At 72.2% G+C, this 25,998-nt stretch carries 20 protein-coding genes; 14 read left to right on the top strand and 6 right to left on the bottom strand.

The window, feature by feature from the left end; translation table 11 throughout:
* Nucleotides 1-7: 7 nt before the first annotated feature.
* Entirely contained in the window at nucleotides 8-571 is a 564-nt protein-coding gene (locus KV381_RS32115) for an O-methyltransferase (RefSeq protein ID WP_030623326.1), read from the top strand.
* Nucleotides 572-595: 24 nt separating this feature from the next.
* Here KV381_RS32115 and KV381_RS32120 read toward each other — a convergent pair whose 3' ends face one another.
* Complete coding sequence (locus tag KV381_RS32120) at nucleotides 596-1,786, bottom strand: trans-acting enoyl reductase family protein (protein ID WP_218786897.1); 1,191 nt, start codon at nucleotides 1,784-1,786, stop codon at nucleotides 596-598.
* A 208-nt stretch (nucleotides 1,787-1,994) separates the two neighbouring features.
* Here KV381_RS32120 and KV381_RS32125 point away from each other — a divergent pair, with 208 nt between their 5' ends.
* From KV381_RS32125 to KV381_RS32140, 4 genes are read left to right on the top strand one after another with little or no spacing between them, the layout of a single operon-like run.
* Complete coding sequence (locus KV381_RS32125; RefSeq protein ID WP_218786898.1) at nucleotides 1,995-3,134, top strand: CaiB/BaiF CoA-transferase family protein; 1,140 nt, start codon at nucleotides 1,995-1,997, stop codon at nucleotides 3,132-3,134.
* Nucleotides 3,135-3,142: 8 nt separating this feature from the next.
* Complete coding sequence (locus KV381_RS32130; protein ID WP_030623319.1) at nucleotides 3,143-4,285, top strand: acyl-CoA dehydrogenase family protein; 1,143 nt, start codon at nucleotides 3,143-3,145, stop codon at nucleotides 4,283-4,285.
* A 45-nt stretch (nucleotides 4,286-4,330) separates the two neighbouring features.
* The gene (locus KV381_RS32135; RefSeq protein WP_218786899.1) at nucleotides 4,331-5,545 is read left to right on the top strand and encodes an acetyl-CoA C-acetyltransferase; all 1,215 of its coding nucleotides are present in this window, start codon (nucleotides 4,331-4,333) and stop codon (nucleotides 5,543-5,545) included.
* Nucleotides 5,546-5,585: 40 nt separating this feature from the next.
* Entirely contained in the window at nucleotides 5,586-7,763 is a 2,178-nt protein-coding gene (locus tag KV381_RS32140) for a 3-hydroxyacyl-CoA dehydrogenase NAD-binding domain-containing protein (RefSeq protein WP_218786900.1), read from the top strand.
* 30 nt (nucleotides 7,764-7,793) lie between these two features.
* On the opposite strand, the gene KV381_RS32145 is transcribed toward KV381_RS32140, so the two are convergent.
* Nucleotides 7,794-8,531, bottom strand: coding sequence for a MerR family transcriptional regulator (locus KV381_RS32145; protein ID WP_030076350.1), 738 nt, complete (start codon nucleotides 8,529-8,531; stop codon nucleotides 7,794-7,796).
* A 147-nt stretch (nucleotides 8,532-8,678) separates the two neighbouring features.
* Between KV381_RS32145 and KV381_RS32150 the strand changes: the two genes are divergently transcribed.
* Together KV381_RS32150 and KV381_RS32155 are read left to right on the top strand one after the other, a co-directional pair.
* Nucleotides 8,679-9,155: a macro domain-containing protein gene (locus KV381_RS32150; protein ID WP_098025086.1), complete on the top strand. Its 477-nt coding sequence runs from the start codon at nucleotides 8,679-8,681 to the stop codon at nucleotides 9,153-9,155.
* A gap of 131 nt (nucleotides 9,156-9,286) precedes the next feature.
* The gene (locus KV381_RS32155) at nucleotides 9,287-10,192 is read left to right on the top strand and encodes an oxygenase MpaB family protein (protein WP_218786901.1); all 906 of its coding nucleotides are present in this window, start codon (nucleotides 9,287-9,289) and stop codon (nucleotides 10,190-10,192) included.
* Between the two features lie 78 nt (nucleotides 10,193-10,270).
* Here the strand turns inward: KV381_RS32155 and KV381_RS32160 are convergent, their stop codons facing one another.
* Nucleotides 10,271-11,830, bottom strand: coding sequence for a M1 family metallopeptidase (locus KV381_RS32160; RefSeq protein ID WP_218786902.1), 1,560 nt, complete (start codon nucleotides 11,828-11,830; stop codon nucleotides 10,271-10,273).
* A gap of 269 nt (nucleotides 11,831-12,099) precedes the next feature.
* Between KV381_RS32160 and KV381_RS32165 the strand changes: the two genes are divergently transcribed.
* Both KV381_RS32165 and KV381_RS32170 read left to right on the top strand, forming a co-directional pair.
* A complete protein-coding gene (locus tag KV381_RS32165; protein ID WP_030076359.1) occupies nucleotides 12,100-13,485 on the top strand; it encodes a M14 family metallocarboxypeptidase in 1,386 nt (461 codons plus the stop codon).
* A 73-nt stretch (nucleotides 13,486-13,558) separates the two neighbouring features.
* The gene (locus KV381_RS32170) at nucleotides 13,559-15,337 is read left to right on the top strand and encodes a BCCT family transporter (protein WP_030076361.1); all 1,779 of its coding nucleotides are present in this window, start codon (nucleotides 13,559-13,561) and stop codon (nucleotides 15,335-15,337) included.
* A 96-nt stretch (nucleotides 15,338-15,433) separates the two neighbouring features.
* On the opposite strand, the gene KV381_RS32175 is transcribed toward KV381_RS32170, so the two are convergent.
* The gene (locus KV381_RS32175; RefSeq protein WP_032785703.1) at nucleotides 15,434-16,366 is read right to left on the bottom strand and encodes an FAD-dependent oxidoreductase; all 933 of its coding nucleotides are present in this window, start codon (nucleotides 16,364-16,366) and stop codon (nucleotides 15,434-15,436) included.
* A gap of 258 nt (nucleotides 16,367-16,624) precedes the next feature.
* Here KV381_RS32175 and KV381_RS32180 point away from each other — a divergent pair, with 258 nt between their 5' ends.
* The 3 genes from KV381_RS32180 (at nucleotide 16,625) to KV381_RS32190 (ending at nucleotide 20,521) form a co-directional block, all read left to right on the top strand.
* Nucleotides 16,625-17,875: a glycoside hydrolase family 64 protein gene (locus tag KV381_RS32180; RefSeq protein WP_256995191.1), complete on the top strand. Its 1,251-nt coding sequence runs from the start codon at nucleotides 16,625-16,627 to the stop codon at nucleotides 17,873-17,875.
* 180 nt (nucleotides 17,876-18,055) lie between these two features.
* Nucleotides 18,056-18,790, top strand: a complete 735-nt coding sequence (locus KV381_RS32185) for a carbonic anhydrase (RefSeq protein WP_030076374.1) — start codon at nucleotides 18,056-18,058, stop codon at nucleotides 18,788-18,790.
* A 93-nt stretch (nucleotides 18,791-18,883) separates the two neighbouring features.
* Nucleotides 18,884-20,521: an ABC-F family ATP-binding cassette domain-containing protein gene (locus tag KV381_RS32190; RefSeq protein ID WP_218786903.1), complete on the top strand. Its 1,638-nt coding sequence runs from the start codon at nucleotides 18,884-18,886 to the stop codon at nucleotides 20,519-20,521.
* Nucleotides 20,522-20,629: 108 nt separating this feature from the next.
* On the opposite strand, the gene KV381_RS32195 is transcribed toward KV381_RS32190, so the two are convergent.
* Together KV381_RS32195 and KV381_RS32200 are read right to left on the bottom strand one after the other, a co-directional pair.
* Nucleotides 20,630-23,080, bottom strand: a complete 2,451-nt coding sequence (locus KV381_RS32195) for a Tex family protein (protein WP_218786904.1) — start codon at nucleotides 23,078-23,080, stop codon at nucleotides 20,630-20,632.
* A gap of 202 nt (nucleotides 23,081-23,282) precedes the next feature.
* Nucleotides 23,283-24,152 carry a hypothetical protein gene (locus KV381_RS32200; RefSeq protein WP_218786905.1) on the bottom strand — a complete coding sequence of 290 codons (870 nt, stop codon included), beginning with the start codon at nucleotides 24,150-24,152 and terminating at the stop codon, nucleotides 23,283-23,285.
* Nucleotides 24,153-24,278: 126 nt separating this feature from the next.
* Here KV381_RS32200 and KV381_RS32205 point away from each other — a divergent pair, with 126 nt between their 5' ends.
* Entirely contained in the window at nucleotides 24,279-25,250 is a 972-nt protein-coding gene (locus KV381_RS32205) for a GlxA family transcriptional regulator (protein WP_218786906.1), read from the top strand.
* A gap of 100 nt (nucleotides 25,251-25,350) precedes the next feature.
* Nucleotides 25,351-25,986 carry a DJ-1/PfpI family protein gene (locus KV381_RS32210; protein WP_218786907.1) on the top strand — a complete coding sequence of 212 codons (636 nt, stop codon included), beginning with the start codon at nucleotides 25,351-25,353 and terminating at the stop codon, nucleotides 25,984-25,986.
* The last annotated feature ends 12 nt before the right edge of the window (nucleotides 25,987-25,998 follow it).

A 25,998-nucleotide genomic window follows, 5' to 3' on the forward strand; every position in this document is an offset into this window, starting at 1 on the left:
GCGTCGCATGTTCGAACGAGTGGTTCCGCCGCGTGTGGTCGCGGCGGAAGAGGTCGCCGCCGGGGCGGGGTTCACGAAGAGCTGCACCCCCGAAGTGGGCCGGTTGCTCGGCTTCGCCGCCGCCGCCAAACCGGGCGGAGTCATCGCGGAGAGCGGCACCGGATCCGGAGTGGGCACCGCGTGGCTGCACAGCGGCCTCGGCGCCGGTGCGCGCCTGGTCACCGTGGAGCGTGACGAGGGACTGGCCCGGCGGGCGGCCGATGTCTTCGCGGACGACGAACGCGTCACCGTGCTCACGGGGGACTGGCGGCTGCTCGAACAGCACGCCCCGTTCGACGTCTTCTTCTGCGACGGCGGCGGCAAGCGGGACGACCCCCGGCGCGTGGTCGAGCTGCTCGCCCCCGGCGGGCTGCTCCTGCTGGACGACTTCACTCCGTCGCCCGACTGGCCGCCCCGGTTCGGCGGCGAGGTCGACGAACTCCGCCTGTTCTACCTCACCCACCCGGAGCTGGACGCCACGGAAGTGCTCACCACTCCCAGCAGCTCGGTGATCGTCGCCGCCCGCCGGTAGCCGCGCGCCGGCGGCCGATGCGGCCTACCGCACCGCCGCCACCCGGAACCGCAGCCCCGCCGCCGTCAGCCGGTCCAGGAGCGCGTCGCCCATGGCCACCGCCGTGGTCACCTGCCCGGAGGTCTCCGGCAGTTCGTCCAGGGCCAGGGACACCGCCGACTCGGCGAGGATCTTCGCCGTCTCGCCGTAGCCCGGGTCGCCGCCCGACACCTCGGTGAAGACGCGCCGCCCGCCGCCCTCGCCGACGAAGCGGATGGTGAACCAGCTGCGCTCGCGGCGCTCCTCGTCCGGCCCCTGGCCCGGCTCGTAGCGCCCCATCAGCCACTCCCGTACGCCCTCCACCTGTGCGGCGGCCACCAGCGCGCCGATCGCGACCGGGGCGCCGAGCGTCATCGGCAGGGTCTTGACCGAGGCGAAGTGCCGGTAGCGGAAGTCGGGGCCGTAGCGCTCCATGGCCCGTGCGGAGCGGCCCACGATCGTCGGGTCCACCGTCGGCAGCGGCAGTGCCCAGGTGCCGACGGACCCGTTGAAGTGCGGGGAGCCCGCGGGGGTGCGGACGCGGCGGCCGACCAGGCGGGGCTCGTGCAGCCGGCGCTCCCGGGCGGCGGCCAGCATCTGCGGGCCCCGGCCCATCGCGGTCAGCGCCGAGGCGAACGTACCGCCGGAGAACACCGCGTTGGTGCGGACGAAGCCGTCGACGGCCAGGGGGACGTCCTCGGGCAGCTGCTTGACGGTGAAGTACGCCCCGAGGTCGTGCGGTACGGAGTCGAAGCCGCAGGCGTGCACGATGCGCGCCCCCGTCTCGCGGGCCCGCGCGTCGTGCTCCAGATACGTCCGGTCGATGAACTCGGCCTCGCCCGTGAGGTCCGCGTAGTCCGTGCCGGCCTCCGCGCAGGCGGCGACGAGCTTCTCGCCGTAACGGATGTACGGGCCCACCGTCGAGGCCACCACCCGGGTGGAGGCCGCCAGTTCGGCCAGCGCCTCCGCATCGTCCGCGTCGGCGTCCAGCAGCGGCAGCTCCGCGCAGCCCGGAGCGATGGCGGTGAGCCGTTCGCGGAGCGCCGCCAGCTTGGTCCGGCTGCGTCCGGCCAGTGCCCAGCGGAGGCCGGCGGGGGCGTGGGCCGCCAGGTATTCGGCGGTGAGTGTTCCCACGAAGCCGGTGGCACCGAAGAGGACGACGTCCAAGGGGCGTGTCGTGTCGTTCTGCCTGTTCACGAGTACCTCCGCTGCGAGCCTGGTGCCGACGTGGCAGGCAGAGGGTAGCGGAGAGCCACGTGGCGCCGTGCGGCCGGGCGGGGCGGATGCGAGAGGATCGGGAGAAGGAACTAAGCGCTTGCTCGGCCCGAGGGGTTGTGCGGAGCCGGGCGCGTTCTTAGCATCACAGGTGTTACATCAGTTGTGTCACACCCCTGGGGGCTCACAGATGGCGCAAGGCCCAAGGCCCGAACACGGTCCGCTGACCGGTGTCCGGGTCGTCGAGCTGGCCGGCATCGGCCCCGGACCGTTCGCCGCGATGCTGCTGGCGGACCTCGGGGCCGACGTCGTACGCGTCGACCGGCCCGGCGGCGCGGGGCTCGGCATCGATCCCGCGTACGACCTCACCAACCGCAACAAGCGCTCCGTCCTCCTGGACCTCAAGAGCGACGGAGGACCGGCCCGCGTCCTGGACCTCGTCGAACGCGCCGACATCCTGATCGAGGGCTACCGCCCCGGCGTCGCGGAGCGGCTGGGCGTCGGCCCCGAGCCCTGCCTCGCCCGGAACCCGAAGCTGGTCTACGGGCGGATGACCGGCTGGGGCCAGGACGGGCCGCTCGCCGAGCGCGCCGGGCACGACATCGCGTACCTCGCGCTCACCGGCACCCTGTCCATGATCGGCAAGCCGGACGAACCGCCCACCGTCCCCGCCAACCTGGTCGGCGACTACGCGGGCGGCTCGCTCTACCTCGTCGTCGGCGTCCTCGCCGCCCTCCAGCACGCCCGCGCCCACGGCGAGGGGCAGGTCGTCGACGCCGCCATCGTGGACGGCGCCGCCCACCTCGCCTCGATGATCCACGGCATGCTGGCCGCCGGGAGCTGGCAGGACCGGCGCGGCGCCAACCTCCTGGACGGCGGCTGCCCGTTCTACGGCACCTACGCCACCTCCGACGGCGGCCATATGGCGGTCGGCCCGCTGGAAGGGCAGTTCTACGCCGAGTTCGCCGGCCTCCTCGGCATCGCGGACGACTTCCCCGACCGGTGGGACCTCGCCCGCTGGGACGAGCTGCGCGCCGCCGTCACCGCCCGGTTCCTGACCCGTACACGTGCCGAGTGGACCGAGGTCTTCGCCGGCACCGACGCCTGCGTGGCCCCCGTTCTCTCGCTCACCGAGGCGCCGCACCACCCGCATCTCGCCGCCCGCTCCACCTTCGTCGAGCACAGCGGCATCACCCAGCCCGCCCCCGCCCCGCGCTTCTCGGCCACCCCGGTCTCCGTCCGCGGCGGGCCCGCGCGGCCCGGCGCCGACACGGCCGCCGTCGCCGCCGACTGGGACGTACCGGGGCTCGGCCCCACCTCTCACGACTAGGAGACCCCGTGCAACGGCAGATCTTCACCGAGGAGCACGACGCGTTCCGCGAGACCGTCCGGGCCTTCCTGGCCAAGGAGGTCCTCCCGCACTACGAGCAGTGGGAGCAGGACGGCATCGTCTCGCGCGAGGCCTGGCTCGCCGCCGGACGCGCGGGACTGCTGGGCCTCGCCGTCCCGGAGGAGTACGGGGGCGGCGGCAGCGACGACTTCCGCTACAGCGCCGTCCTCGCCGAGGAGTTCACCCGCGCGGGGGCCGCCGGACTCGCCATCGGCCTGCACAACGACATCATCGGCCCCTACCTCACCGGCCTCGCCACCGACGAGCAGAAGCGCCGCTGGCTCCCGGGCTTCTGCTCCGGCGAGACCATCACCGCCATCGCGATGACCGAGCCGGGCGCGGGCTCCGACCTCCAGGGCATCCGCACCACCGCCGAGGACAAGGGCGACCACTGGCTGCTCAACGGCTCGAAGACCTTCATCTCCAACGGCATCCTCGCCGACCTCGTCGTCGTGGTCGCGAAGACCACCCCCGAGGGCGGGGCCAAGGGGCTCTCCCTCATCGTCGTCGAGCGCGGCGCGGAGGGCTTCGAGCGGGGCCGCAACCTCGACAAGATCGGCCAGAAGTCCCAGGACACCGCCGAGTTGTTCTTCAACGACGTCCGCGTCCCCAAGGAGAACCTGCTCGGTGAGCTCGACGGCGCGTTCATCCACCTGATGACCAACCTGGCCCAGGAGCGCATGGGCATAGCGGTCGCCGGGATCGCCGCCGCCGAACACCTGCTGGAGATCACCACCCGGTACGTCAAGGAGCGCGAGGCCTTCGGACGCCCGCTCTCCAAGCTCCAGCACATCCGCTTCGAGATCGCCGAGATGGCCACCGAGTGCGCCGTCACCCGGACCTTCCTCGACCGGTGCATCGTCGACCACTCCGACGGCGTCCTGGACGCCGTCCACGCCTCCATGGCCAAGTGGTGGGCCACCGAACTGCAGAAGCGCGTCGCCGACCGCTGCCTCCAACTCCACGGCGGATACGGCTACATGAGCGAGTACAAGGTCGCCAAGGCGTTCACCGACGGCCGCATCCAGACCATCTACGGCGGTACGACCGAGATCATGAAGGAGATCATCGGCCGCTCGCTGCTCGCCTGACGACCTCCTCGATCGCTCCTCAACCACCCTCGAAAGGCAGCTGTCTTGAGTACCGAAGCATTCGTCTACGACGCGATCCGCACCCCCCGCGGCCGCGGCAAGGCCAACGGAGCCCTGCACGGCACCAAGCCGATCGACCTCGTCGTCGGCCTCATCCACGAGATCCGGGGCCGCTTCCCGGACCTCGACCCGGCCGCCATCGACGACATCGTCCTCGGCGTGGTCAGCCCGCTCGGCGACCAGGGCTCCGACATCGCCCGGATCGCCGCCATCGCGGCCGGGCTGCCCGACTCCGTCGCCGGGGTCCAGGAGAACCGCTTCTGTGCCTCCGGCCTGGAAGCGGTCAACCTGGCCGCCGCCAAGGTCCGTTCGGGCTGGGAGGACCTGGTGCTCGCCGGGGGAGTCGAGTCGATGTCCCGGGTGCCGATGGGCTCGGACGGCGGGGCCTGGGCCATGGACCCGATGACCAGCTTCGAGACCGGCTTCGCCCCGCAGGGCATCGGCGCCGACCTCATCGCCACCATCGAGGGCTTCAGCCGCCGTGACGTCGACGAGTACGCCGCCCTCTCCCAGGAACGCGCCGCGGCGGCCTGGAAGGACGCCCGCTTCGCCCGCTCCGTCGTCCCCGTCAAGGACCGCAACGGCCTGACCGTCCTCGACCACGACGAGCACCTGCGCCCCGGCACCACCGCCGACTCCCTCGCCGGTCTCAAGCCGTCCTTCGCGGGCATCGGCGAGATGGGCGGCTTCGACGCGGTGGCGCTCCAGAAGTACCACTGGGTCGAGAAGATCGACCACGTCCACCACGCGGGCAACTCCTCCGGCATCGTGGACGGCGCGGCCCTCGTCGCCATCGGCTCGAAGGAGGTCGGAGAGCGCTACGGCCTCACCCCGCGCGCCCGCATCGTCTCCGCCGCCGTCTCCGGCTCCGAGCCCACCATCATGCTCACCGGCCCCGCGCCCGCCACCCGCAAGGCGCTCGCCAAGGCCGGGCTGACCATCGACGACATCGACCTCGTCGAGATCAACGAAGCCTTCGCCGGGGTCGTCCTGCGCTTCGTCAAGGACATGGGCCTGAGCCTGGACAAGGTCAACGTCAACGGCGGCGCCATCGCGCTCGGCCACCCCCTCGGCGCGACCGGCGCGATGATCCTCGGCACGGTCATCGACGAACTGGAGCGCCGCGACCAGCGGTTCGGCCTGGTCACCCTCTGCGTCGGCGGCGGCATGGGTGTCGCGACCATCGTCGAACGCATCTGACCTGTTCCCGGCCCCACCTGCTTACGGAGAAGACACCGACATGACGACCGAGAGCACCACCATCCGCTGGGAACAGGACGAGACCGGCGTCGTCACCCTCGTCCTCGACGACCCCGACCAGTCCGCGAACACGATGAACCAGGCCTTCAAGGACTCCATCGCGGCCATCGCCGACCGCGCCGAGGCCGAGAAGGACTCCATCCGCGGCATCATCTACACCTCCGCCAAGAAGACCTTCTTCGCCGGCGGCGACCTCAAGGACATGATCAAGGTCGGCCCGGAGAACGCCCAGGCCGCCTTCGACACCGGCACCGAGATCAAGAACTCGCTGCGCCGCATCGAGACCCTCGGCAAGCCCGTCGTCGCCGCCATCAACGGCGCGGCCCTCGGCGGCGGTTACGAGATCGCGCTCGCCTCCCACCACCGCGTCGCCCTCGACGCCCCCGGATCCCGCATCGGCCTGCCCGAGGTCACCCTCGGCCTGCTCCCGGCCGGCGGCGGTGTCACCCGGACCGTACGCCTCATGGGCATCGCCGACGCCCTGCTCAAGGTGCTCCTCCAGGGCACCCAGTACACCCCGCGGCGGGCCCTGGAGAACGCCCTCGTCCACGAAGTCGCCGCCACCCGCGAGGAGATGATTCTGAAGGCCCGCGCCTTCATCGACGCGAACCCCGAGTCGCAGCAGCCCTGGGACGTCAAGGGCTACAAGATCCCCGGCGGCACCCCGTCCAACCCGCGCTTCGCCGCCAACCTGCCCGCGTTTCCCGCCAACCTGAAGAAGCAGCTCGCGGGCGCGCCCATGCCCGCGCCGCGCAACATCCTGGCGGCGGCCGTCGAGGGCTCGCAGGTCGACTTCGAGACCGCCCTGACCATCGAGGCCCGGTACTTCACCGAGCTGGTCACCGGCCAGGTCTCCAAGAACATGATCCAGGCGTTCTTCTTCGACCTCCAGGCCGTCAACTCCGGTGCCAACCGGCCCAAGGACATCCCGGAGCGCCCGGTCCGGAAGGTCGCCGTCCTCGGCGCCGGGATGATGGGCGCGGGCATCGCCTACTCCTGTGCCAAGGCCGGTATCGACGTCGTCCTCAAGGACGTCTCCACCGAGGCGGCCGCCAAGGGCAAGGCGTACAGCGAGAAGCTGCTCGCCAAGGCGCTCTCCCGGGGCCGTACGACCGAGGCCAAGCGCGACGAACTGCTGGCCCGGATCACCCCGACCGGTGACGCCGCCGACCTCGCGGGCTGCGACGCGGTGATCGAGGCCGTCTTCGAGGACACCGCCCTCAAGCACAAGGTGTTCCAGGAGATCCAGGACGTCATCGAGCCCGACGCGCTGCTCTGCTCCAACACCTCCACCCTCCCGATCACCGTCCTCGCCGAGGGCGTCTCACGCCCCGTCGACTTCATCGGGCTGCACTTCTTCTCGCCCGTCGACAAGATGCCGCTCGTCGAGATCATCAAGGGCGAGCGCACCGGCGACGAGGCGCTGGCCCGCGCCTTCGACCTGGTCCGCCGGATCAAGAAGACGCCGATCGTCGTCAACGACTCGCGCGGCTTCTTCACCTCGCGCGTCATCGGGCAGTTCATCAACGAGGGCGTGGCGATGGTCGGCGAGGGCGTCGAGCCCGCCTCGATCGAGCAGGCCGCCGCCCAGTCCGGCTACCCGGCCAAGGTCCTCTCCCTGATGGACGAGCTGACCCTGACCCTGCCCCGCAAGATCCGCAACGAGACCAAGCGTGCGGTGGAGGAGGCCGGCGGCACCTGGCCCGGCCACCCCTCCGACGAGGTCATCGACCGCATGGTCGACGAGTTCGGCCGCACGGGGCGCAGCGGGGGAGCGGGCTTCTACGACTACGACGGGGACGGCAAGCGCGCCGGTCTCTGGCCGGGCCTGCGCGAGCACTTCACGACCACGGCCGACGGAGACGTGCCCTTCGAGGACATGAAGGAGCGGATGCTCTTCTCCGAGGCGCTGGACAGCGTCCGCTGCCTGGAGGAGAACGTCCTCATCTCCGTCGCCGACGCCAACATCGGCTCCATCATGGGCATCGGCTTCCCGCCGTGGACCGGTGGCGTCCTCCAGTACATCAACGGGTACGAGGGCGGCCTGCCCGGCTTCGTGGCCCGCGCCCGGGAGTTGGCCGAGCGCTACGGCGACCGTTTCCTGCCGCCCGCGCTGCTGGTGGAGAAGGCGGAGAAGGGCGAGACCTTCCACGACTGACCCGTCGACAGGCCCTGCCGCGGGCCGCTTTCACCGTCGCTCGGCGGTGAAAGCGGCCCGCAGCTCCTCCTTCAGCGACCGCTGAAACGCCGTCACCAGCGCCTGCACCACGATCGGCTGCATATCGGCGGACAGCGACTTCATCGCCGCCACATGCTCCGGGTCGCCCTCGCGCTCCCGGTAGGGGTTCCACACCTCGTCCCGGAACAGCCGCGTCATCTCCTGGGCGGCCGAGCGGGTGTGCTCCAGCAGCACGGTCCGTGCCGCCAGGATCGTCTCGTGCGCGATCGGCACGTCCAGCAGCTCCACCCCGAGCCGCAGCAGCCCCAGATCCACCCGGTACGCCCCGCCGGCCTCCTGCGGCCGCACCAGCACCCCCATCGCCGCCAGCCGCTCCACATCCGGCTCCGACAGCGCCCGCCCGGTCCGCCGCTCCAGCTCGGCCCGGGAGAAGTCCTCGGTCTTGTCCGGCGCCCAGGACGCCACCAGCGCCCGGTGGATCGCCAGATCGTGGGCGCTCAGGTCGGGCGGCAGCTGCTCCAGATACCGTTCGATCGCGGCCAGCGTCATCCCCTGCTGCTGGAGCTCCTCGATCAGCGCGAGCCGCGAGAGATGGTCAGGACCGTAGTGCCCGACCCGGCGGGGCCCGATGACCGGCGGCGGCAACAGGCCCCGGGTGCTGTAGAACCGCACGGTGCGTACGGTGACTCCGGCGCGCGCCGCCAGCTCGTCCACCGTGAGCGTCGGCTCGTCGGTCCCCGTCGCCATCTCTGCTCCCCGCGGTCGAACCTCGTATCGGACAGTTCCGCTGTCTCACCACTACTGCGAAAGTCTCCGGCACCGGCGCCCCGCCGTCCACCCCGGCCCCGTGGTCGGTCCGAGCCCGTTGTCAGTGGCCGCCCGTACGGTGAGGTCATGTCGGAGATCACGTACGTACGGGGGGACGCCACCGCGCCGCAGGGCAAGGGCGTCAAGCTGATCGTCCACGTCTGCAACGACCTGGGCGGCTGGGGCAAGGGCTTCGTGCTGGCCCTCTCGCGCCGCTGGCCGGAGCCCGAGGCCGCCTACCGGCGCTGGCACCGCGAGCGCGCGGCCAACGACTTCGCACTCGGCGCGGCGCAGTTCGTGCGGGTCGGGCCCTATCTCTGGGTGGCCAACATGATCGGCCAGCGGGGCATGCGCACCGGCAGCAAGGGGGTGCCCGTGCGGTACGAGGCGATCGACGCGGCGCTCGGCGCGGTGGCCGTCAGGGCGGGCGAGCTCGGGGCCTCGGTCCATATGCCCCGGATCGGCTGCGGGCTCGCGGGCGGCACCTGGTCCAGGATCGAGCCGCTGATCGAGCGACGGCTGATATCCGCCGGCCTGCCGGTGACGGTGTACGACCACGACTGACCGGCTCACCGACCACCCCGGACGCGACCGCCCCGGACCCCGCCACCGCGGTCCTCCCGCACCCGAGGGATCATGGAGAGGAAGGGGACGGGCAGCGCACGGCAGGCCCGCCGGGACCGCGGGAGCACCGGATGAGCAGCGCGACCGACGCCAGGACCGCCGAGCCGCCGCAGCCCGGCGGTGCGAAGGACCCCGAGCCGCCTCCGCCCGGCGGGGTGCTCTGGAGCCTGTCCGGCGACATCCGCGCCCTGCTGATGCTGCCCGCCGCCCTCACCCTCCAGGTCGCCCACCCGGCGGTCGGCGCCGGGGTCGACGAACACTCCGTCTTCCGCACGGATCCGTGGGGGCGCGGCGAACGCTCGCTGCGCTCGCTCCAGCTCTGGGTCTACGGCGGCGCGGAGGCCGCCGAGGAGGGCCGCAGACTGCGCCGGCTGCACCGCACGATCCGGGGCACCGACACCCGCGGCCGTCCGTACCACGCCCTGACGCCCGCCAACTACGCCTGGGTGCACTCCACCGGCTTCCCCGTCTACCAGCACGCCGCCCGCTATCTCATCCGGCCCATGACCCCCGCCCAGGAGCGCGCCCTGTACGCGGAGTGGCTCCGGGTCGGCCGGATCCTCGGCATCCACGACCGGGACATGCCGCAGACCATCGAGGAGTTCTGGCCGTACTGGCAGAAGATGCTCGCCGGCGAGATCGAGGCGACCACCGTGGTGCGGGAGCTGGTCGACGTCGACCAGCCCGTACCGCCGCCGGACCGGGGCCCGTGGCCGCTGCGCGTCGTTCTGCGGGCCCTGTGGCCGGTGCTGCTGCCGCCGCTGGCCCGCTTCCGGCGGTTCGTCACCATCGGGTTCATGCCGCCCGACGCCCGCGCCGCCATCGGTCTGCCGTGGACCGACGACCAGGAGAAGCGGCTGCGCCGGATGTGCGCGGTCCTGCGGGTCGTCGTCCCCGCCCTTCCGGAACGGGTCCGCTATCTGCCCCGGGCGCGGGCGGCCCGCGCCGCCCGGCGTACGGCCATGCCGGGCGGCTGATCCCCGGAACGGCCGAAGGGCCGTCGGAGCAGCTGGACTTCGCCGCTCCGACGGCCCCGGTGTCCGTGCGTACGGCCGTCAGCGGTGCTCGTGACCGCCTTCGGACCGGTGGGCGGAAGCCGTGTGGTCGCCGTGGTCGTGCACGGTGTTCGTCGCCGCGATCTTCTTCCAGGACGCGGGCCGCTCGACCCGCGCCGCCGAACGGGCCGACAGCGCCGCCTCGGCGAGTCCCGCGTCGGCCGCCGCCGGGGCCGCCGGCCGCGCCGGCCGGTAGAGCCAGGTGTCGAAGAGCGCGGCCAGCGGCTTGCCGGAGACCCGCTCCGCGTACCGGACGAAGTCGCCCACGTTCGCGTTGCCGTACGCGTGCTCGGCCGGCCAGCCCTTCAGCAGCTCGAAGAAGGTGTCGTCGCCGACCTCGTTGCGCAGCGCCTGGAGCGCCAGCGCGCCCCGGTCGTACACGGCGATGTCGAACTGGTTGTCCGGGCCCGGGTCACCCGGCTTCACCTGCCAGAACGGATCGTCGGCCGGGTGCTGGGCGTAGGCGTAGTCGGCCAGCTCCTGCGCGGTGCCCTCGCCCTCCTTCTCCGACCAGAGCCACTGGCTGTAGCGGGCGAAGCCCTCGTTGATCCAGATGTCCTTCCAGCCGTCGACCGAGACGCTGTCTCCATACCACTGGTGGGCCAGCTCGTGGACGACGACCGAGACGTTGGCGCCGTTCGCGAACTGTCGCGGGCTGTAGAAGGGCCGTGTCTGGGTCTCCAGGGCGAAACCGCTCGTCACATTGGGCACGTAACCGCCCAGCGCGTTGAACGGATACGGGCCGAACACCTCGGTCAGCCACTCGGCGACCTCGGTGGTCCGCTCGATGCTCGCGCGGGCCGCACCGGCGTTGGCGCCCAGGTCCTTGCTGTAGGCGTTCAGGACGGGCAGACCGTCCGCCGTCCTGTCGGTCGTGATGTCGAACCTGCCGATGGCGAGCGTCGTCAGATAGGTCGCCTGGGGCTTGTCGGAGCGCCAGTTGAAGCGGGTCCAGCCGAGCTTCGAACTCTGCGACTGGAGCACCCCGTTGCTGATCGCCTGGGTGCCGTCCGGCACCGAGACCGACACGTCGTAGGTGGCCTTGTCCAGCGGGTGGTCGTTGCTCGGGTACCACCACACGGCCGACTCCGGCTCCTGCGCGGCGACACCGCCGTCCGGGGTCCTGGCCCAGGCGGTCCAGCCGTTGATCTTCAGCTCGGAGGGCTTCCCGGCGTACCGGACCACCACCGAGACGTCCTTGCCCTTCGCCAGCGGGTCGGCCGGGGTGACCTCCAGCTCGTGGTCGCCGCTCGTGGCGAAGCGGGCCTTCCTGCCGTTCACCCGTACCTCGGAGACATCGAGCCCGAAGCCGAGGTTGAAGCGGGACAGCTCCTGCGTCGTGGTGGCGAGGATCGTCGCCGTGCCCTCCAGCAGGTCGGTCACCGGCTGGTACTTCAGCCGCAGGTCGTAGTGGGAGACGTCGTAGCCACCGTTTCCGCTGGCCGGGTAATAGGGGTCGCCGATACCCGGGGCGCCCACGGTGCCCGGTGCGGCCGCTGCCGGGATCGCCAGCAGAAGGGTGGCCGCCAGCGCGCTGGGGACGATGAATCTGCGGTGCACAACAAGCTCCAATGAGTCGGGGCGGATGATCTTCCGACCGGTCGTCACGAGGCTATGCACCCGCCGGAGCGGGACGGCCCATTCCGGGCACATCCGTCACACGATCGCCATTCCGCCGTCACGGGCGGCAGCACCCCGGCGCAGTGATCGCCCCCTGTTGCACGGGAGTTGACCGGTGTAACGTCCGCACATCGCCGCGGGCCCCACGGGTGTCACAGCACCCGCCCCCATGCCCGTGCCCGCCCCACATGCCCGGGAGGCAGCCGCCGATGACCCATCGCGTCGCTCGTGCACTCCGCATGCTCAGCCCGCACCCGTGGCTCGCGCCGGTCACCGGACCCGCCCGGCCGGAGTCGGAGCCGCCGCGCCGGGGCGCCAGGGCGATGCGCCGCACGGCCGTGGCGGCGACGCTCGCCGCGCTGGCCCTGCCGTTCGCCATCGCACCCGCCGAGGCCGCGCACCGCCCGCCGCGCACCGGGTTCGAGACGAGCGACGGGGCCCGCTGGACCGGCGAGGCGGAGGAGCGGGCCTTCCTCACCGCGGTGGACCGGGGGAGCGACCGGGTCTCCGTGGACCGGATCGGCACGACGGAACAGGGCCGCCCGCTCCGCCTCGTACGCGTCGGCCAGGAGCGCCCCGACGCCACCACGGTCCTGCTGATCTGCAGTCAGCACGGCGACGAGCCCGCCGGGCGCGAGGCCTGTCTGACCACGGTCCGTGACCTGGCGTTCGCCGAGGACCGGGCGACCCGCGCCTTCCTGGCCCGAACGACTCTGCTGGTGCTGCCCACCGCCAACCCCGACGGACGCGCCGCCGACACCCGCGGCAACGCGGACGGGGTCGACATCAACCGCGACCACATCGCCCTGGAGACCGCCGAGGCACGGGCGATCGCCGCCGTCGTACGCGACGAACGACCGCAGGTGATCTACGACTTGCACGAGTACGGCGCGACCCCGCCGTACTACGACAAGGACCTGTTCGCCCTGTGGCCGCGCAACCTCAACGTTGACGACCGGGTCCACGACGCCTCGCGCACCCTCTCCGAACGCTATGTCCGTCCCGCCGCGACGGCGGGCGGCTACAGCAGCGGCCACTACGGCATCTGGACCGATCCGGCCACCGGGGACCCGATCAAGCAGGTCGCGGGCGACGGCCAGGAACGCATCCTGCGCAACACCTCCGGCCTCAAGCACGCGGTGGGCCTGCTCATCGAATCCCGGGTCGACGCGCTGAGCGACGCGGAGAAGGACGATCCGGCGCTCAACCACCGGCGCAGGGTGCATTCCCAGCGGACCGCGCTCGGCGGACTCTTCGCCTTCACCGACGAGCAGCGCGCCCGGCTCCGGACGGCCACCGCCCTCTCACGGCTGACCGGCCTGGCCGACCGGGGGCCCGTGTACCTCGGCGGTGCCGACAACGACCCGGCCGAACCCGCCGAGATCCTCGCCGACCCGCCGTGCGGCTACCGGCTGGACGCGGCCCAGTACGCGCGGGTGAAGGACGAGCTGGCCCTGCACGGCGTCAGGGCCCGGCCGGACGGAGATGGCGCGTTTGTGTCCCTGCGTCAGTCGGCCAGAAGCCTGATTCCGTTGCTTCTCGATCAGCGGGCGACATATCACCTCACAAACGGTCAAGCCAGAACTGCTTGTTGATCCTTCGAGATCCGGGGCAGGTGTGGTACTGCCTACGGAGAGCGTTTTTCAGACTCGGTGAAAGGTGCCATTTGTGTCCCAGGACGACCAGACCGCGGACGGGCGGGAGGGGCTGTCGGTCACGGCGGACCTTCCCCCCGAGCCGGTCAGTACCAGGACTCCGACCACCGACCGGGTGGTGTTCGGCGTCACGGCGGTCCTCACCCTCGCCTTCGTCGTGTGGGGAGCCACCGCCACCGACTCCCTGGAGAGCGTGTCCAGCAAGCTGCTCGACGGGCTGATCCACAACGGCGGCTGGGCCTTCATGCTGGCCGCCTCCGGGTTCGTCGTCTTCGCGCTGTGGCTGGCCGTCAGCCGGTACGGCAAGATCTGCCTCGGTCAGGAGGGTGAGGAGCCGGAGTTCCGGACCATCTCCTGGGTCGCCATGATGTTCAGCGCCGGTATGGGCATCGGGCTGATGTTCTACGGCGTGAGCGAACCGCTCGCCCACTTCCGTACCCCGCCGCCGGGCACCGACCCCGCGGACGCGGCCGACGCCATGGGAACGGCGATGGCCACGACCCTCTTCCACTGGACGCTGCATCCCTGGGCGATCTACGCGGTGGTCGGCCTCGCCATCGCCTACAGTGCGTACCGAATGCGCAGGCGGCAGACGATCAGCGCGGTCTTCGAGCCGCTGATCGGCAAGCGGCACGCCTACGGCGGCTTCGGCCGCTTCATCGACATCCTGGCCATCTTCGCCACGCTGTTCGGCTCCGCGGCCTCGCTCGGTCTGGGCGCGCTCCAGATCGGCAGCGGTTTCCAGGAGCTGGACTGGATGGAGAAGACCGGAACCGGTCTCCTCGTCGCGATCATCGCCGTGCTGACCGTCTGCTTCGTCCTCTCCGCGGTCTCCGGCGTCGAGAAGGGCATCCAGTGGCTGTCCAACACCAACATGGTGCTGGCGCTGCTCCTGGTGGCGTTCGTCTTCATCGCCGGTCCCACGATCATCGTGCTCGATCTGATGCCCACCTCCTTGGGCGCCTACCTCAGCGACCTCGGGCAGCTCGTCGGGCGCACCGAGGCGTCCAGCGGCGAGGGCGTCGCGGACTGGCTCGGCAGCTGGACGGTCTTCTACTGGGCCTGGTGGATCTCCTGGACGCCCTTCGTCGGCATGTTCATCGCCCGGATCAGCCGCGGCCGGACGATCCGTCAGTTCGTCGGCGGCGTCATCCTGGTGCCCAGCACCGTCAGCCTGATCTGGTTCGCCGTCTTCGGCGGCTCGGCCATGAAGCTGGACGAGGCCGGCAAGCTCCAGGGCGCCGACACCCCCGAGGCGCAGCTGTTCGGCGTCCTCCAGGAGTTCCCGATCGCCACGGTCACCTCCATCCTCGTGATGATCCTGGTCGGCATCTTCTTCGTCTCCGGAGCCGACGCGGCCTCGATCGTCATGGGAACCCTCTCGCAGAAGGGCGTCCTCGAACCGGGCAGGTGGGTCGTCATCTTCTGGGGCGTCGTGACCGGGGCCGTGGCCGCGATCATGCTGCTGATCGGGGAGGGCAAGGAGAACGCCCTCCAAGGGCTCCAGAACCTCACCATCCTGGTGGCGGCGCCCTTCACCATCGTGATGATCGGTATGTGCGTGGCCCTGATGCGGGACCTGCGCAAGGACCCCCAGATCGTCCGCCAGGAGTTCGGCGTGGAGGCGGTCGAGTCCGCGGTGATCGAGGGGCACGCCAAGTACGACGGCGACTTCGAGATCCGGATCGGCCCCGGGACGACTCCGGTCTCGGACGAGCGCCACAAGCACGAGTCCGGCGGATCGGGCTCGACGGCCACGTCCACCTCCACCGAGAAGCGGCCATCCGACTGACCCGGTGACCGCAGAACCGCACAACGGCTCCGGAGCCCGCGACCATCGACCGGTCGCGGGCTCCGCGGCCGTTGTGGAGCCGGATTCCGGTCGCGGTCAGTCCACCAGCGCCGCCGCCGCCCGCGCACACCCCCAGGCGACGGTGACGCCCGCGCCACCGTGCCCGTAGTTGTGCACCAGCAGTCCGCCGCCCGGCAGCGCCTCCGCCTCGATCCGCACCCCGGCCTCCCGCGCCGGCCGCAGCCCCACCCGGTGCCCGAGTACCGGGGCGCCGGCGATCTCCGGCCGGATCCGGGCGCACCGCGCCACGATCTCCCGAGCCGTCTCCGGGTCGGGCTCGGTGCGCCGATCGTCCGCCTCGGCCGTACCGCCCAGCACCAGCCGGCCCGGCTGCGGGAAGAAGTACGTCGTCGCGGCCGACGCCGGATCCGCCGCGGTGTACCACTCCTCGATCCCCGGGTTCTCCACCGCGACCAGCTGCCCCCGCACCGGCCGCACCCCGGCGTCGGGCACCAGCTCGCGCGCCCCGAGCCCCGTGCAGTTCACCACCACAGCGCCGAGCTCCGCCGCCTCGTCGAACCCCTTCACCGTCCGCCGCTCCACCGCACCGCCCGCCGCCACGAGCCGCTGCTCCAGCCAGGCCAGATGGACCGGCATGTCCAGCAGCGGCAGCGTCACCCGCAGCCCCTCGGGCACCTCCACCGCGTCCTTCAGCCCCGCCGCCCAGTCGCCCAGCGCCGCGAACCGCTCACCGGCGTGCAGCCCCGCCACCCGCCGTACCCCGGTCTTCTCCGGCGCGCCCGACAGCTCCTCGTAGACCGCCAGCGTCTCCAGCGACCAGTCGCCCACCCGCTCGGCCGGCTCGATCCGGTACGGCCACCACAGGGCCCCCGCCACCGCCGACGTCGTCGCCCCGGCCGGATCGCGCGACCAGACCCGCACCCGCAGCCCGCGCTCCGCCAGTGTCACGGCGGTGGTGAGACCGACGACCCCGCCGCCCACCACGATCACATCCGCCACCACGGTCACTCCTCTTCGCTCGGCCCTCGCCCCTCGCTGCCCGGACGCTAACCGAAAGCGGAATCCCGGGGCCAGCGGAACCGGAAGCCCGGGGCCGGGGGCACACGGCGGCCGGCCGGCACGGCGCGGGGCGCTCGGCGGGTTCGACAAGTTGAGACAGGTTCGTTGACAGAGGTCGCCCACCGCAGGATTCTGAGAGCGCTCTCAGGCTCGCAGGTGATGTGCCCCCCGTTCCACCCACGCATCCGCCCGATGAGGAGAACGAGCATGCCCGCTTTACGAAGAAATCCCGGCTCACGGAGAAGTCCCGGCTCACGGAGAAGTCCCGGCTCACGGAGAAGCCTCGGCGCGCTGACCGCGGCCCTGGCCCTCGCCCTAGGGCTGACCACCGGCGTCGGCCAGCCGCCCGCCGAGGCGGCGGTACCCGCCACCATCCCGCTGACCATCACGAACGACTCGGGACGCGCCGACCAGATCTACGTCTACAACCTCGGAACGGAGCTTTCCACCGGCCGTCAGGGCTGGGCGGACGCGAACGGTACGTTCCACCCCTGGCCGGCCGGAGGCAACCCGCCCACCCCGGCCCCGGACGCGTCGATCGCCGGTCCGGGGAACGGCCGGTCGGTGACGATCCGGATGCCGAAGTTCTCCGGTCGCGTCTACTTCTCGTACGGACAGAAGCTCGTCTTCAAGGTCACCACGGGCGGTCTCGTCCAGCCCGCGGTGCAGAACCCGAGCGACCCGAACAGGAACATCCTGTTCAACTGGACCGAGTACACGCTCAACGACGCGGGTCTGTGGATCAACAGCACCCAGGTCGACATGTTCTCCGCCCCCTACTCCGTCGGCGTCAAGGCGCCGGGCGGGGCCGTCAAGAGCACCGGCAAGCTCAAGCCGGGCGGCTACAACGCCGTCTTCAGCAACCTCAGGAACCAGTCCGGCGGCTGGTCCGGCCTCATCCAGACCCGGTCCGACGGAACGGTGCTGCGCGCCCTGTCCCCGGGGCACGGCGTCGGGAGCGGCAGCCTGCCGTCCGGGATCATGGACGACTACATCAACCGGGTCTGGAGCCGCTACAGCAGCTCCGTGCTGACGGTGACGCCGTTCGCGCACGAGCCGAACACCAAGTACTACGGCCGGGTCTCCGGCAACGTCATGAACTTCACCAACGGCTCGGGCGCCGTCGTGACCTCGTTCCAGAAGCCGGACTCGGACAGCGTCTTCGGCTGCTACAAGCACCTGGACGCGCCGAACGACCAGGTGCGCGGCCCGATCTCCCGCACCCTGTGCGCGGGCTTCAACCGCTCGACCCTGCTGACCAGCGCGAACCAGCCCGACAACAACGCGGCGAACTTCTACAAGGACTCCGTGACCAACCACTACTCCCGCCTCATCCACGCGCAGATGGTGGACGGCAAGGCGTACGGCTTCGCCTTCGACGACGTGGGCGCCCACGAGTCGCTCGTCCACGACGGCAACCCGCAGGAGGCGCTGATCACGCTCGACCGCTTCAGCTGACCGCCCTGCTCTCCGGCCCGGCGGGCCGCGTTCCGCAGCATCCCGCCGGGCCGGTGCCGTCCGTGCCCCCCGCACCGCTCTGCGCTGCTCCGTTCTCACTCGTCCAAGAGATGGTCAAGGTCCGGCCAAGGGTTGTCCGGCGTCAACTTCCCACCTGGGCAGGGGGGTTAGCGTCCGCGCGTGAGAATCACCCGAACCCCCCGCACGGCGCCGACCACGCGCCGCACCCTGCTCCGCGCCTCCGCCGCCACCGCCGCGGCGGGCGTGCTCGCCGCGGGCTCCTCGCCCGTGGGCGCCGCCCCGCGCACCCGGTCCGCGACCGCGGCGAGGCCCGCGACCCCGGCCGCGGCCCTGAAGGCACTCGCCGCCGGGAACCGCCGCTGGCGCACGCTCCACCAAAGGCATCCCCACGAGGCCGCCGGGGTGCGCACCGCTCTCGTGTCCGGCCAGTCGCCGTTCGCGCTGATACTCGGCTGCATCGACTCCCGCGTCCCGCCGGAGCTGGTCTTCGACCAGGGACTCGGCGACCTGATGACCGTCCGCTCGGCCGGCGAGGTACTGGACGAGGCGGTGCTCGGCAGCATCGCCTACGGCGTCCTCGAACTGGGCATCCCGCTGGTCGTGGTCCTGGGACACCAGTCGTGCGGCGCGGTCGCCGCCGCGGTCCACGCGGAGGAGACCGGGGAGCACCTGCCCGCGCACATCCAGTACGTGGCCGACCAGATCAGGCCCGCGATCGTGCACGGGCAGCACGGCGACGCCCGGGTGGACGCCACGGTCAGCGCCCAGGTCCGGCTGGTCCGGTCCCGCCTGGCGCGCGAGGCCGATCTCGCGGCGAAGGTGGCCGCCGGGGAGCTGGCGATCGTGGGGGCGCGGTACGAACTGAGCACCCAGCTGGTCCACCGGGTCGGCTGACCGCCACAGAGGGCGTCGGGTCGCGGTGCTTCGGCCGGAGAGGGCATCGGCCGGCCGGGGCATCGAGAACCGGCGACTAGGATCGGCACCCTGATGACTGCCACTCTCGTCGCCAAGGACCTCGCCGCCGGACACGGTGACCGCACGCTCTTCGCCGGGCTCGACCTCGTCGTCGCCCCCGGTGACGTGATCGGTCTCGTCGGAGTCAACGGCGCCGGAAAATCCTCCCTGCTCCGCCTCCTCGCCGGGCTCGACCGCCCGGAGGAGGGCGAGCTGCGCCTCTCGCCGCCCACCGCCACCGTCGGCCACCTCCCGCAGGAGCCCGAGCGCCGCGACGGCGAGACCGTGGCCGCCTTCCTGGCCCGCCGCACCGGCGTCGCCGATGCCCAGCGCATCATGGACGAGGCGACCGAGGCCCTGGTCGCGGGAGCGCCCGGCGCGGACGACGCGTACTCCGACGCCCTGGAGCGCTGGCTCGCCCTCGGCGGCGCGGACCTGGACGAGCGGGCCGAGCAGGTCGCCGCCGAGCTCGGGCTGACCGTGGGCCTCGACCGGCCCATGACCGCGCTCTCCGGCGGCCAGGCGGCCCGCGCCGGACTCGCCTCGCTGCTCCTCTCCCGCTACGACGTCTTCCTGCTCGACGAGCCCACCAACGACCTCGACCTCGACGGGCTGGAGCGTCTGGAGCGCTTCGTGTCCGGCCTGCGCGCGGGAACGGTCGTCATCAGCCACGACCGTGAGTTCCTGATGCGCACGGTCACCAAGGTGCTGGAGCTGGACCTCGCCCAGCAGCAGATCAATCTGTACGGCGGTGGCTACGCGGCCTATCTGGAGGAGCGGGAGACCGCCCGCCGGCACGCCCGCGAGGGCTATGAGGAGTACGCCGACAAGAAGGCGTCCCTCGAAGCGCGCGGCCATATGCAGCGCTCCTGGATGGACAAGGGCGTCAAGAACGCCCGCCGCAAGGCCACCGACGGCGACAAGCTCGGCCGTAACGCCCGCAGCGAGGCCAGCGAGAAGCAGGCCGCGAAGGCCCGGCAGACCCAGCGCATGATCGAGCGTCTCGACGTGGTCGAGGAGCCGCGCAAGGAGTGGGAGCTGCGGATGGAGATCGCCTCCGCCCCGCGCTCCGGATCCGTCGTCGCCACCCTGCGCGACGCCCGGGTGGCCCGCGGCGACTTCACCTTCGGCCCCGCCTCGCTCCAGATCGACTGGGCGGACCGGGTCGCCATCACCGGGGCCAACGGCGCGGGCAAGTCCACACTGCTGGCGGCCCTGTTGGAGCGGCTGCCGCTGGACTCCGGCGACGCCACGCTCGGTTCGGGCGTCGTCGTCGGCGAAGTGGACCAGGCCCGCAAGCTGTTCCTCGGCGCACAGTCGCTGCTGGACGCGTTCTGCGCGGCCGTGCCGGACACCGAACCGGCCGAAGTCCGCACGCTGCTCGCCAAGTTCGGCCTGCGCGCCGACCATGTGATGCGACCGGCCACCAGCCTCTCCCCGGGCGAGCGCACCCGCGCGGCCCTCGCCCTGCTCCAGGGCCGGGGCGTCAACCTCCTGGTGCTCGACGAGCCGACGAACCACCTCGACCTGCCCGCCATCGAGCAGTTGGAGGCGGCCCTGGAGACGTACACGGGCACCCTGCTGCTGGTCACGCACGACCGGCGGATGCTGGAGGCAGTCCGGACGACCCGCCGCATCGAAGTGACGGACGGTCAGGTCAAGGAGGTCTGAGCGGAGTTACGGGGGCCGGGGTGCGGCCCGCACCCCGACCCCCGTAACCACGCGAGGCGGTGAGGGGCGGGCCGAACCCGGCGACCCGCCCCTCACCTCCCGCCTCGTTCAGCGACCCCGGCCGCCGCCCGGCTTCGGGTCGGCCAGCCCGGCCCGCCGCAGCGCATCGGCCATCGCGCTGTTCGCCGGAGCCGGAGCACCCTGGCCGCCCTGCCGCGAGCCACCGCCACCGCCGCGCCGGTCCCGGCCGCCGCCGCCCTGCTGGCCCTGACCGCCACCGGACGGCTGTCCCTGGCCCTGACCCTGGCGCTGCTTCGGGGGCCGGCCGCCCCGCTCGCCGCGGCCCTGCTGCCCGCCGCCCGGACCGCCGCCCGCGCCGGGCTCGTCGTCGAGCCGCAGCGTCAGTGAGATCCGCTTGCGCGGCACATCGACGTCCATGACCTTGACCTTCACGATGTCCCCGGGCTTCACCACGTCCCGCGGGTCCTTCACGAACGTCTTCGACAGCGCCGAGACATGCACCAGACCGTCCTGGTGGACGCCGACGTCGACGAACGCGCCGAACGCGGCCACGTTCGTCACGACGCCCTCCAGCACCATGCCCGGCTCCAGGTCGCCGAGCTTCTCGACGCCCTCCTTGAAGGTCGCCGTGCGGAAGGCGGGCCGCGGGTCGCGCCCCGGCTTCTCCAGCTCCTTGAGGATGTCCGTCACGGTCGGCAGCCCGAACATGTCGTCCACGAAGTCCGCCGCGCGCAGTGCCCGCAGGGCGTCCGCGTTGCCGATCAGCGAGGCCACCTCGCCGCCCGCGCTCTTCCCCATCCGCCGCACCACCGGGTAGGCCTCGGGGTGCACGCTGGAGCCGTCCAGCGGGTCGTCGCCGCCCCGGATCCGCAGGAAGCCCGCGCACTGTTCGTACGCCTTCGGGCCGAGCCGCGCCACGTCCTTGAGCGCCTTCCGGGACCGGAAGGGGCCGTTGGTGTCGCGGTGCGCGACGATGTTCTCCGCGAGCCCCGAGCTGATCCCCGAGACTCGTGAAAGCAGCGGTGCGGACGCGGTGTTGACGTCCACGCCGACGCCGTTCACACAGTCCTCGACGACCGCGTCCAGGGACCGCGAGAGCTTCACCTCGGACAGGTCGTGCTGGTACTGGCCGACGCCGATCGACTTCGGGTCGATCTTCACCAGCTCCGCCAGCGGGTCCTGGAGCCGCCGCGCGATGGAGACGGCGCCGCGCAACGACACGTCCATGTCGGGCAGTTCCTGCGAGGCGAACGCGGAGGCGGAGTACACCGAGGCGCCCGCCTCCGAGACCATCACCTTGGTGAGCTTCAACTCCGGGTGCTTGTCGATCAGTTCACCGGCGAGCTTGTCCGTCTCGCGGGACGCCGTGCCGTTGCCGATCGCGACCAGGTCGACCGCGTGCTCCTTCGCGAGGTGCGCGAGCTTGGCCAGCGCCTGGTCCCACTTGTTCGCGGGCACATGCGGGTGGATCACATCGGTGGCCACCACCTTGCCGGTCGCGTCGACGACCGCCACCTTCACCCCCGTACGGAAACCGGGGTCGAGACCGAGCGTGGCGCGGGTGCCGGCCGGGGCGGCGAGCAGCAGATCGCGCAGGTTCGAGGCGAAGACGCGTACGGCCTCGTCCTCCGCCGCCGTGCGCAGCCGCAGCCGCAGGTCGATGCCCAGGTGCACCTGGATCCGGGTCCGCCACGCCCAACGCACGGTGTCGCCCAGCCACTTGTCGCCCGGGCGGCCCCGGTCGGCGATCTCGAAGCGGCGGGCGATCATGTTCTCGTACGAGGAGGGACCGGGCTGCCCTGCGGCCTCCGGCTCCTCCGGTTCCAGGACCAGATCGAGCACGTTCTCCTTCTCGCCGCGCAGCATCGCGAGCACCCGGTGCGAGGGCAGCGCGGTGAACGGCTCCGCGAAGTCGAAGTAGTCGGCGAACTTCGCGCCCGCCTCCTCCTGGCCCTCGCGCACCTTCGCCGCCAGCCGGCCGCGGGTCCACATGCGCTCGCGCAGCTCGCCGGTCAGGTCGGCGTCCTCGGAGAACCGCTCGGTGAGGATCGAGCGGGCGCCGTCCAGCGCGGCGGCCGCGTCCGCGACACCCTTGTCGCCGTCCACGAACGCGGCGGCCGCCGCGAGCGGGTCGACCGACGGGTCGCCGAGCAGTCCGTCCGCCAGCGGTTCGAGCCCCGCCTCCCGGGCGATCTGCGCCTTGGTGCGCCGCTTCGGCTTGAACGGCAGATAGATGTCCTCCAGGCGCGCCTTGGTCTCCGCGGCCCGGATGCTCGCCTCCAGCGCCGCGTCGAGCTTGCCCTGTTCCGTCACGGATTCGAGGATCGCGGTACGCCGCTCCTCCAGCTCCCGCAGATAGCGCAGCCGTTCCTCCAGCGTGCGCAGCTGCGCATCGTCGAGGGATTCGGTCGCCTCCTTGCGGTAGCGCGCGATGAACGGCACGGTCGATCCGCCGTCGAGCAGCTCGACGGCGGCCCTGACCTGTCGCTCACGTACGCCGAGCTCCTCGGCGATCCTGCCTTCGATGGACGTCGTCACGGTTTTCCCGACTCGCCTTCTCGTACTGGCTGTGCTGGCCGTGCCCGGGTCGTGATGAGCACGTTCTTGCTTGCCGGGGGCATCCCCCAGGCCTGCATTGTGCCGGGTGGCCGGGGGCCGTGTCGCGTGACCTCGGGCAACACGCCCGGGAGCCCCGACGCGGTGCGCGGGGGTCCCGGGCCGTGCCGGGGCCCGTCCCGGGTCAGCCCCGGCCGGTCGCCGAGGCCGGGAACGCGCCCGCCGCCGCGGCCGTGAACAGGAAGCCGCGCCCCAGCTCGGTGAGCCGCTCCACGCCTTCCGCGCCCAGGTGTTCGTACGGGGCCGCGTCCATGCGGTCCGTCGCCTGCTCGACCTCCGCGCGCAGCGCCGTTCCGGCCTCGGTGAGCGCCAACTCCTCGCCGCCCGCCAGCAGCCCGCGCTCCCGCAGTCGCTCGGACGCCGCCTCCCAGTCGGTGCGGCGCCAGCCCCGGGAGGACAGGATCCAGCGGATCGCCATGCCCTTGCCGGTCGCGGTGTGGCTGACCAGTGACTCCAGCGGGTCGAGACCGGCGGCGAGCAGGGCGGCCAGATGCGCGTCGCCCCGGTGCTCGCGCAGCAGGGTCGCCGCGTGCCAGAACGCCAGGTGCGGCTCCTCGGGCACCGGCAGCTCCGCGTGCGCCGCGTACAGCGGGCGGGCGTGCGGGGTGCAGGCCTCGGTGGCGCGCAGCGCGAGCCGGGCCGCCTCCGCCATCTCGGCGGAGGCGACGATCTCCTCGCCGAGCAGCCGCCGCAGCGTCGAGTCCGCCGCCCGCAGCCGGGCCCCGAGGACCACGTCGGGAGCGGCGGTCTCCCAGACGGCGGGCACATGGCGGGCCACCAGCGCGGGGTTGAAGTTGTAGAAGGTGGCGCTGACGGTCCCCGCGCCCACCGCGCCGAGCGCGGCGGCCCGGGTCGCGAAGTAGGCGGCGCTGGGGTCCTCGATGCCGATCTTCGCCATCTCCGCGCCCAGGTCGGGGGAGAAGAAGAGACACGAGTGCAGCGGGTTGACGGCGTTGTGGCAGCGGCGCTCCGCGCGGGCCGGGAGAGAACTCATACGGGCACGTTACCGACTGGTCGGTACGGAAGGGAACCCCGGGGGAGGGGTGGCCGTGCCACGGAAGGCCGATGGCAGGAAAGGTGGGGTACTCGTCATTGCGGCCATCGTCGCCCGTCGCCCAGGATGACGGACGTGAAGCAGCGAACCGTGCTCGTCGTCCTCTTCGACGGTGTTCAGAGCCTCGACGTGAGCGGCCCGATGGAGGTCTTCTCCGGCGCCTCCCGGTCGCCCGGCGTCTCCTACGACCTGCGGACCGCCTCGCTCGACGGTCGCCCGGTCCGGTCCACCAGCGGTCTGACCCTGGTGCCCGACAGCAGCCTGGCCGACGCGCCCGCCCCGCACACGCTGCTGGTGCCCGGCGGGCAGGGCACCCGGGGCTCGCAGCCCGGGCTGACCGGCTGGCTGCGGGAGCACGCGCCCCGCGCGGAGCGGCTGGTCTCCGTGTGCACCGGGGCGTTGCTGCTGGCCGAGGCGGGCCTGCTGGACGGGCACCGGGTCACCACCCACTGGAACTACTGCGAGCGGCTGGCCCGTGACTACCCGGCCGTCGAGGTCGACCCGGAGCCGATCTTCGTACGGGACGGGCGGCTGGCCACCTCGGCGGGCGTCACCGCGGGCATCGATCTGGCCCTCGCGCTCGTCGAGGAGGACCACGGGCGCGACCTCGCGCTGACGATCGCCCGGCACCTCGTGGTGTTCCTGCGCCGCCCGGGCAACCAGGCCCAGTTCAGCGCCCAGCTCAGCGCCCAGACCGCCCGGCGCGAACCGCTGCGCGAGGTCCAGCACTGGATCGCCCAGCACCCGGACGCCGACCTCGGGGTCGACGCCCTCGCGGCCCGCGCCCGGCTCTCGCCCCGGCACTTCGCCCGCGCCTTCCGGTCGGAGACCGGCACGACCCCGGGGCGGTACGTCGAACGCGTCCGTCTGGAGCACGCCCGCCGGCTCCTGGAGGACACCGCCGACGGCGTCGAGCGGATCGCCCGCGCCAGCGGCTACGGCACCCCGGAGGCCATGCGCCGGGCCTTCGTGAAGACCCTCGCGACGGCACCGGCCGAATACCGCCGCCGCTTCCGCACACCCGCGGCCGGCAGCTGACACCCGAAACGCACCGCCGGTCGGCCGACCAGCCGGTCAGCCGGTCAGTCAGCCGTCAGCCACCATCCGGCCCGTCCGTCCGAACCGAGAGGCAGCTTCCGTGCAGATCGCCATCCTGCTCTTCGACCGTTTCACCGCCCTGGACGCGGTGGGCCCCTACGAGATCCTCAGCCGCGCCCCCGGCGCCGAGACCGTCTTCGTCGCCGAACGGACCGGACCCGTCCGCAACGACAGCGGAAGCCTCGCGCTCGTCGCGGAGAAGACGCTCGCCGAGGTGCCGTCGCCCGATCTGGTGATCGTGCCCGGCGGCCCCGGCCAGAGCGACCAGATGGAGAACGACACCCTGCTCGGCTGGCTGCGCACGGTCGACGCCACCTCCACCTGGACCACCTCGGTCTGCACCGGATCGCTGCTGCTGGCGGCGGCCGGACTTCTGCGGGGACGACGGGCCACCTCGCACTGGCTGGCGCTGGAGCTGCTGGAGGAGTTCGGCGTCGAGCCCACCGGGGAGCGGGTTGTGCTCGACGGCAAGTACGTCACCGCCGCCGGGGTCTCCTCCGGCATCGACATGGGGCTGACCCTGCTCGGCCGGATCGCCGGCGACGACGTGGCGCGCTCGGTGCAGCTGCTCACGGAGTACGACCCGCAGCCGCCCTACGACTCCGGCTCGCCGCACAAGGCCCCGGCCGCCCTCGTCGAGGAGTGGCGGTCCAGGAGCCGTCACAGCGCCCGGTAGGGCCCGGGCCCC

Source organism: Streptomyces sp. WY228 (assembly GCF_019287315.1).
Lineage (GTDB): Bacteria > Actinomycetota > Actinomycetes > Streptomycetales > Streptomycetaceae > Streptomyces > Streptomyces caviscabies.

Excerpts from the sequence above, each read along its gene's own strand:
- KV381_RS32180 (WP_256995191.1), top strand. The coding sequence starts at position 16,625 with ATGCCCGCTTTACGAAGAAATCCCGGCTCACGGAGAAGTCCCGGCTCA.
- KV381_RS32200 (WP_218786905.1), bottom strand. The coding sequence starts at position 24,152 with ATGAGTTCTCTCCCGGCCCGCGCGGAGCGCCGCTGCCACAACGCCGTC.
- KV381_RS32115 (WP_030623326.1), top strand. The coding sequence starts at position 8 with ATGTTCGAACGAGTGGTTCCGCCGCGTGTGGTCGCGGCGGAAGAGGTC.
- KV381_RS32150 (WP_098025086.1), top strand. The coding sequence starts at position 8,679 with ATGTCGGAGATCACGTACGTACGGGGGGACGCCACCGCGCCGCAGGGC.
- KV381_RS32145 (WP_030076350.1), bottom strand. The coding sequence starts at position 8,531 with ATGGCGACGGGGACCGACGAGCCGACGCTCACGGTGGACGAGCTGGCG.
- KV381_RS32165 (WP_030076359.1), top strand. The coding sequence starts at position 12,100 with ATGACCCATCGCGTCGCTCGTGCACTCCGCATGCTCAGCCCGCACCCG.
- KV381_RS32190 (WP_218786903.1), top strand. The coding sequence starts at position 18,884 with ATGACTGCCACTCTCGTCGCCAAGGACCTCGCCGCCGGACACGGTGAC.
- KV381_RS32140 (WP_218786900.1), top strand. The coding sequence starts at position 5,586 with ATGACGACCGAGAGCACCACCATCCGCTGGGAACAGGACGAGACCGGC.
- KV381_RS32155 (WP_218786901.1), top strand. The coding sequence starts at position 9,287 with ATGAGCAGCGCGACCGACGCCAGGACCGCCGAGCCGCCGCAGCCCGGC.
- KV381_RS32125 (WP_218786898.1), top strand. The coding sequence starts at position 1,995 with ATGGCGCAAGGCCCAAGGCCCGAACACGGTCCGCTGACCGGTGTCCGG.
- KV381_RS32205 (WP_218786906.1), top strand. The coding sequence starts at position 24,279 with ATGACGGACGTGAAGCAGCGAACCGTGCTCGTCGTCCTCTTCGACGGT.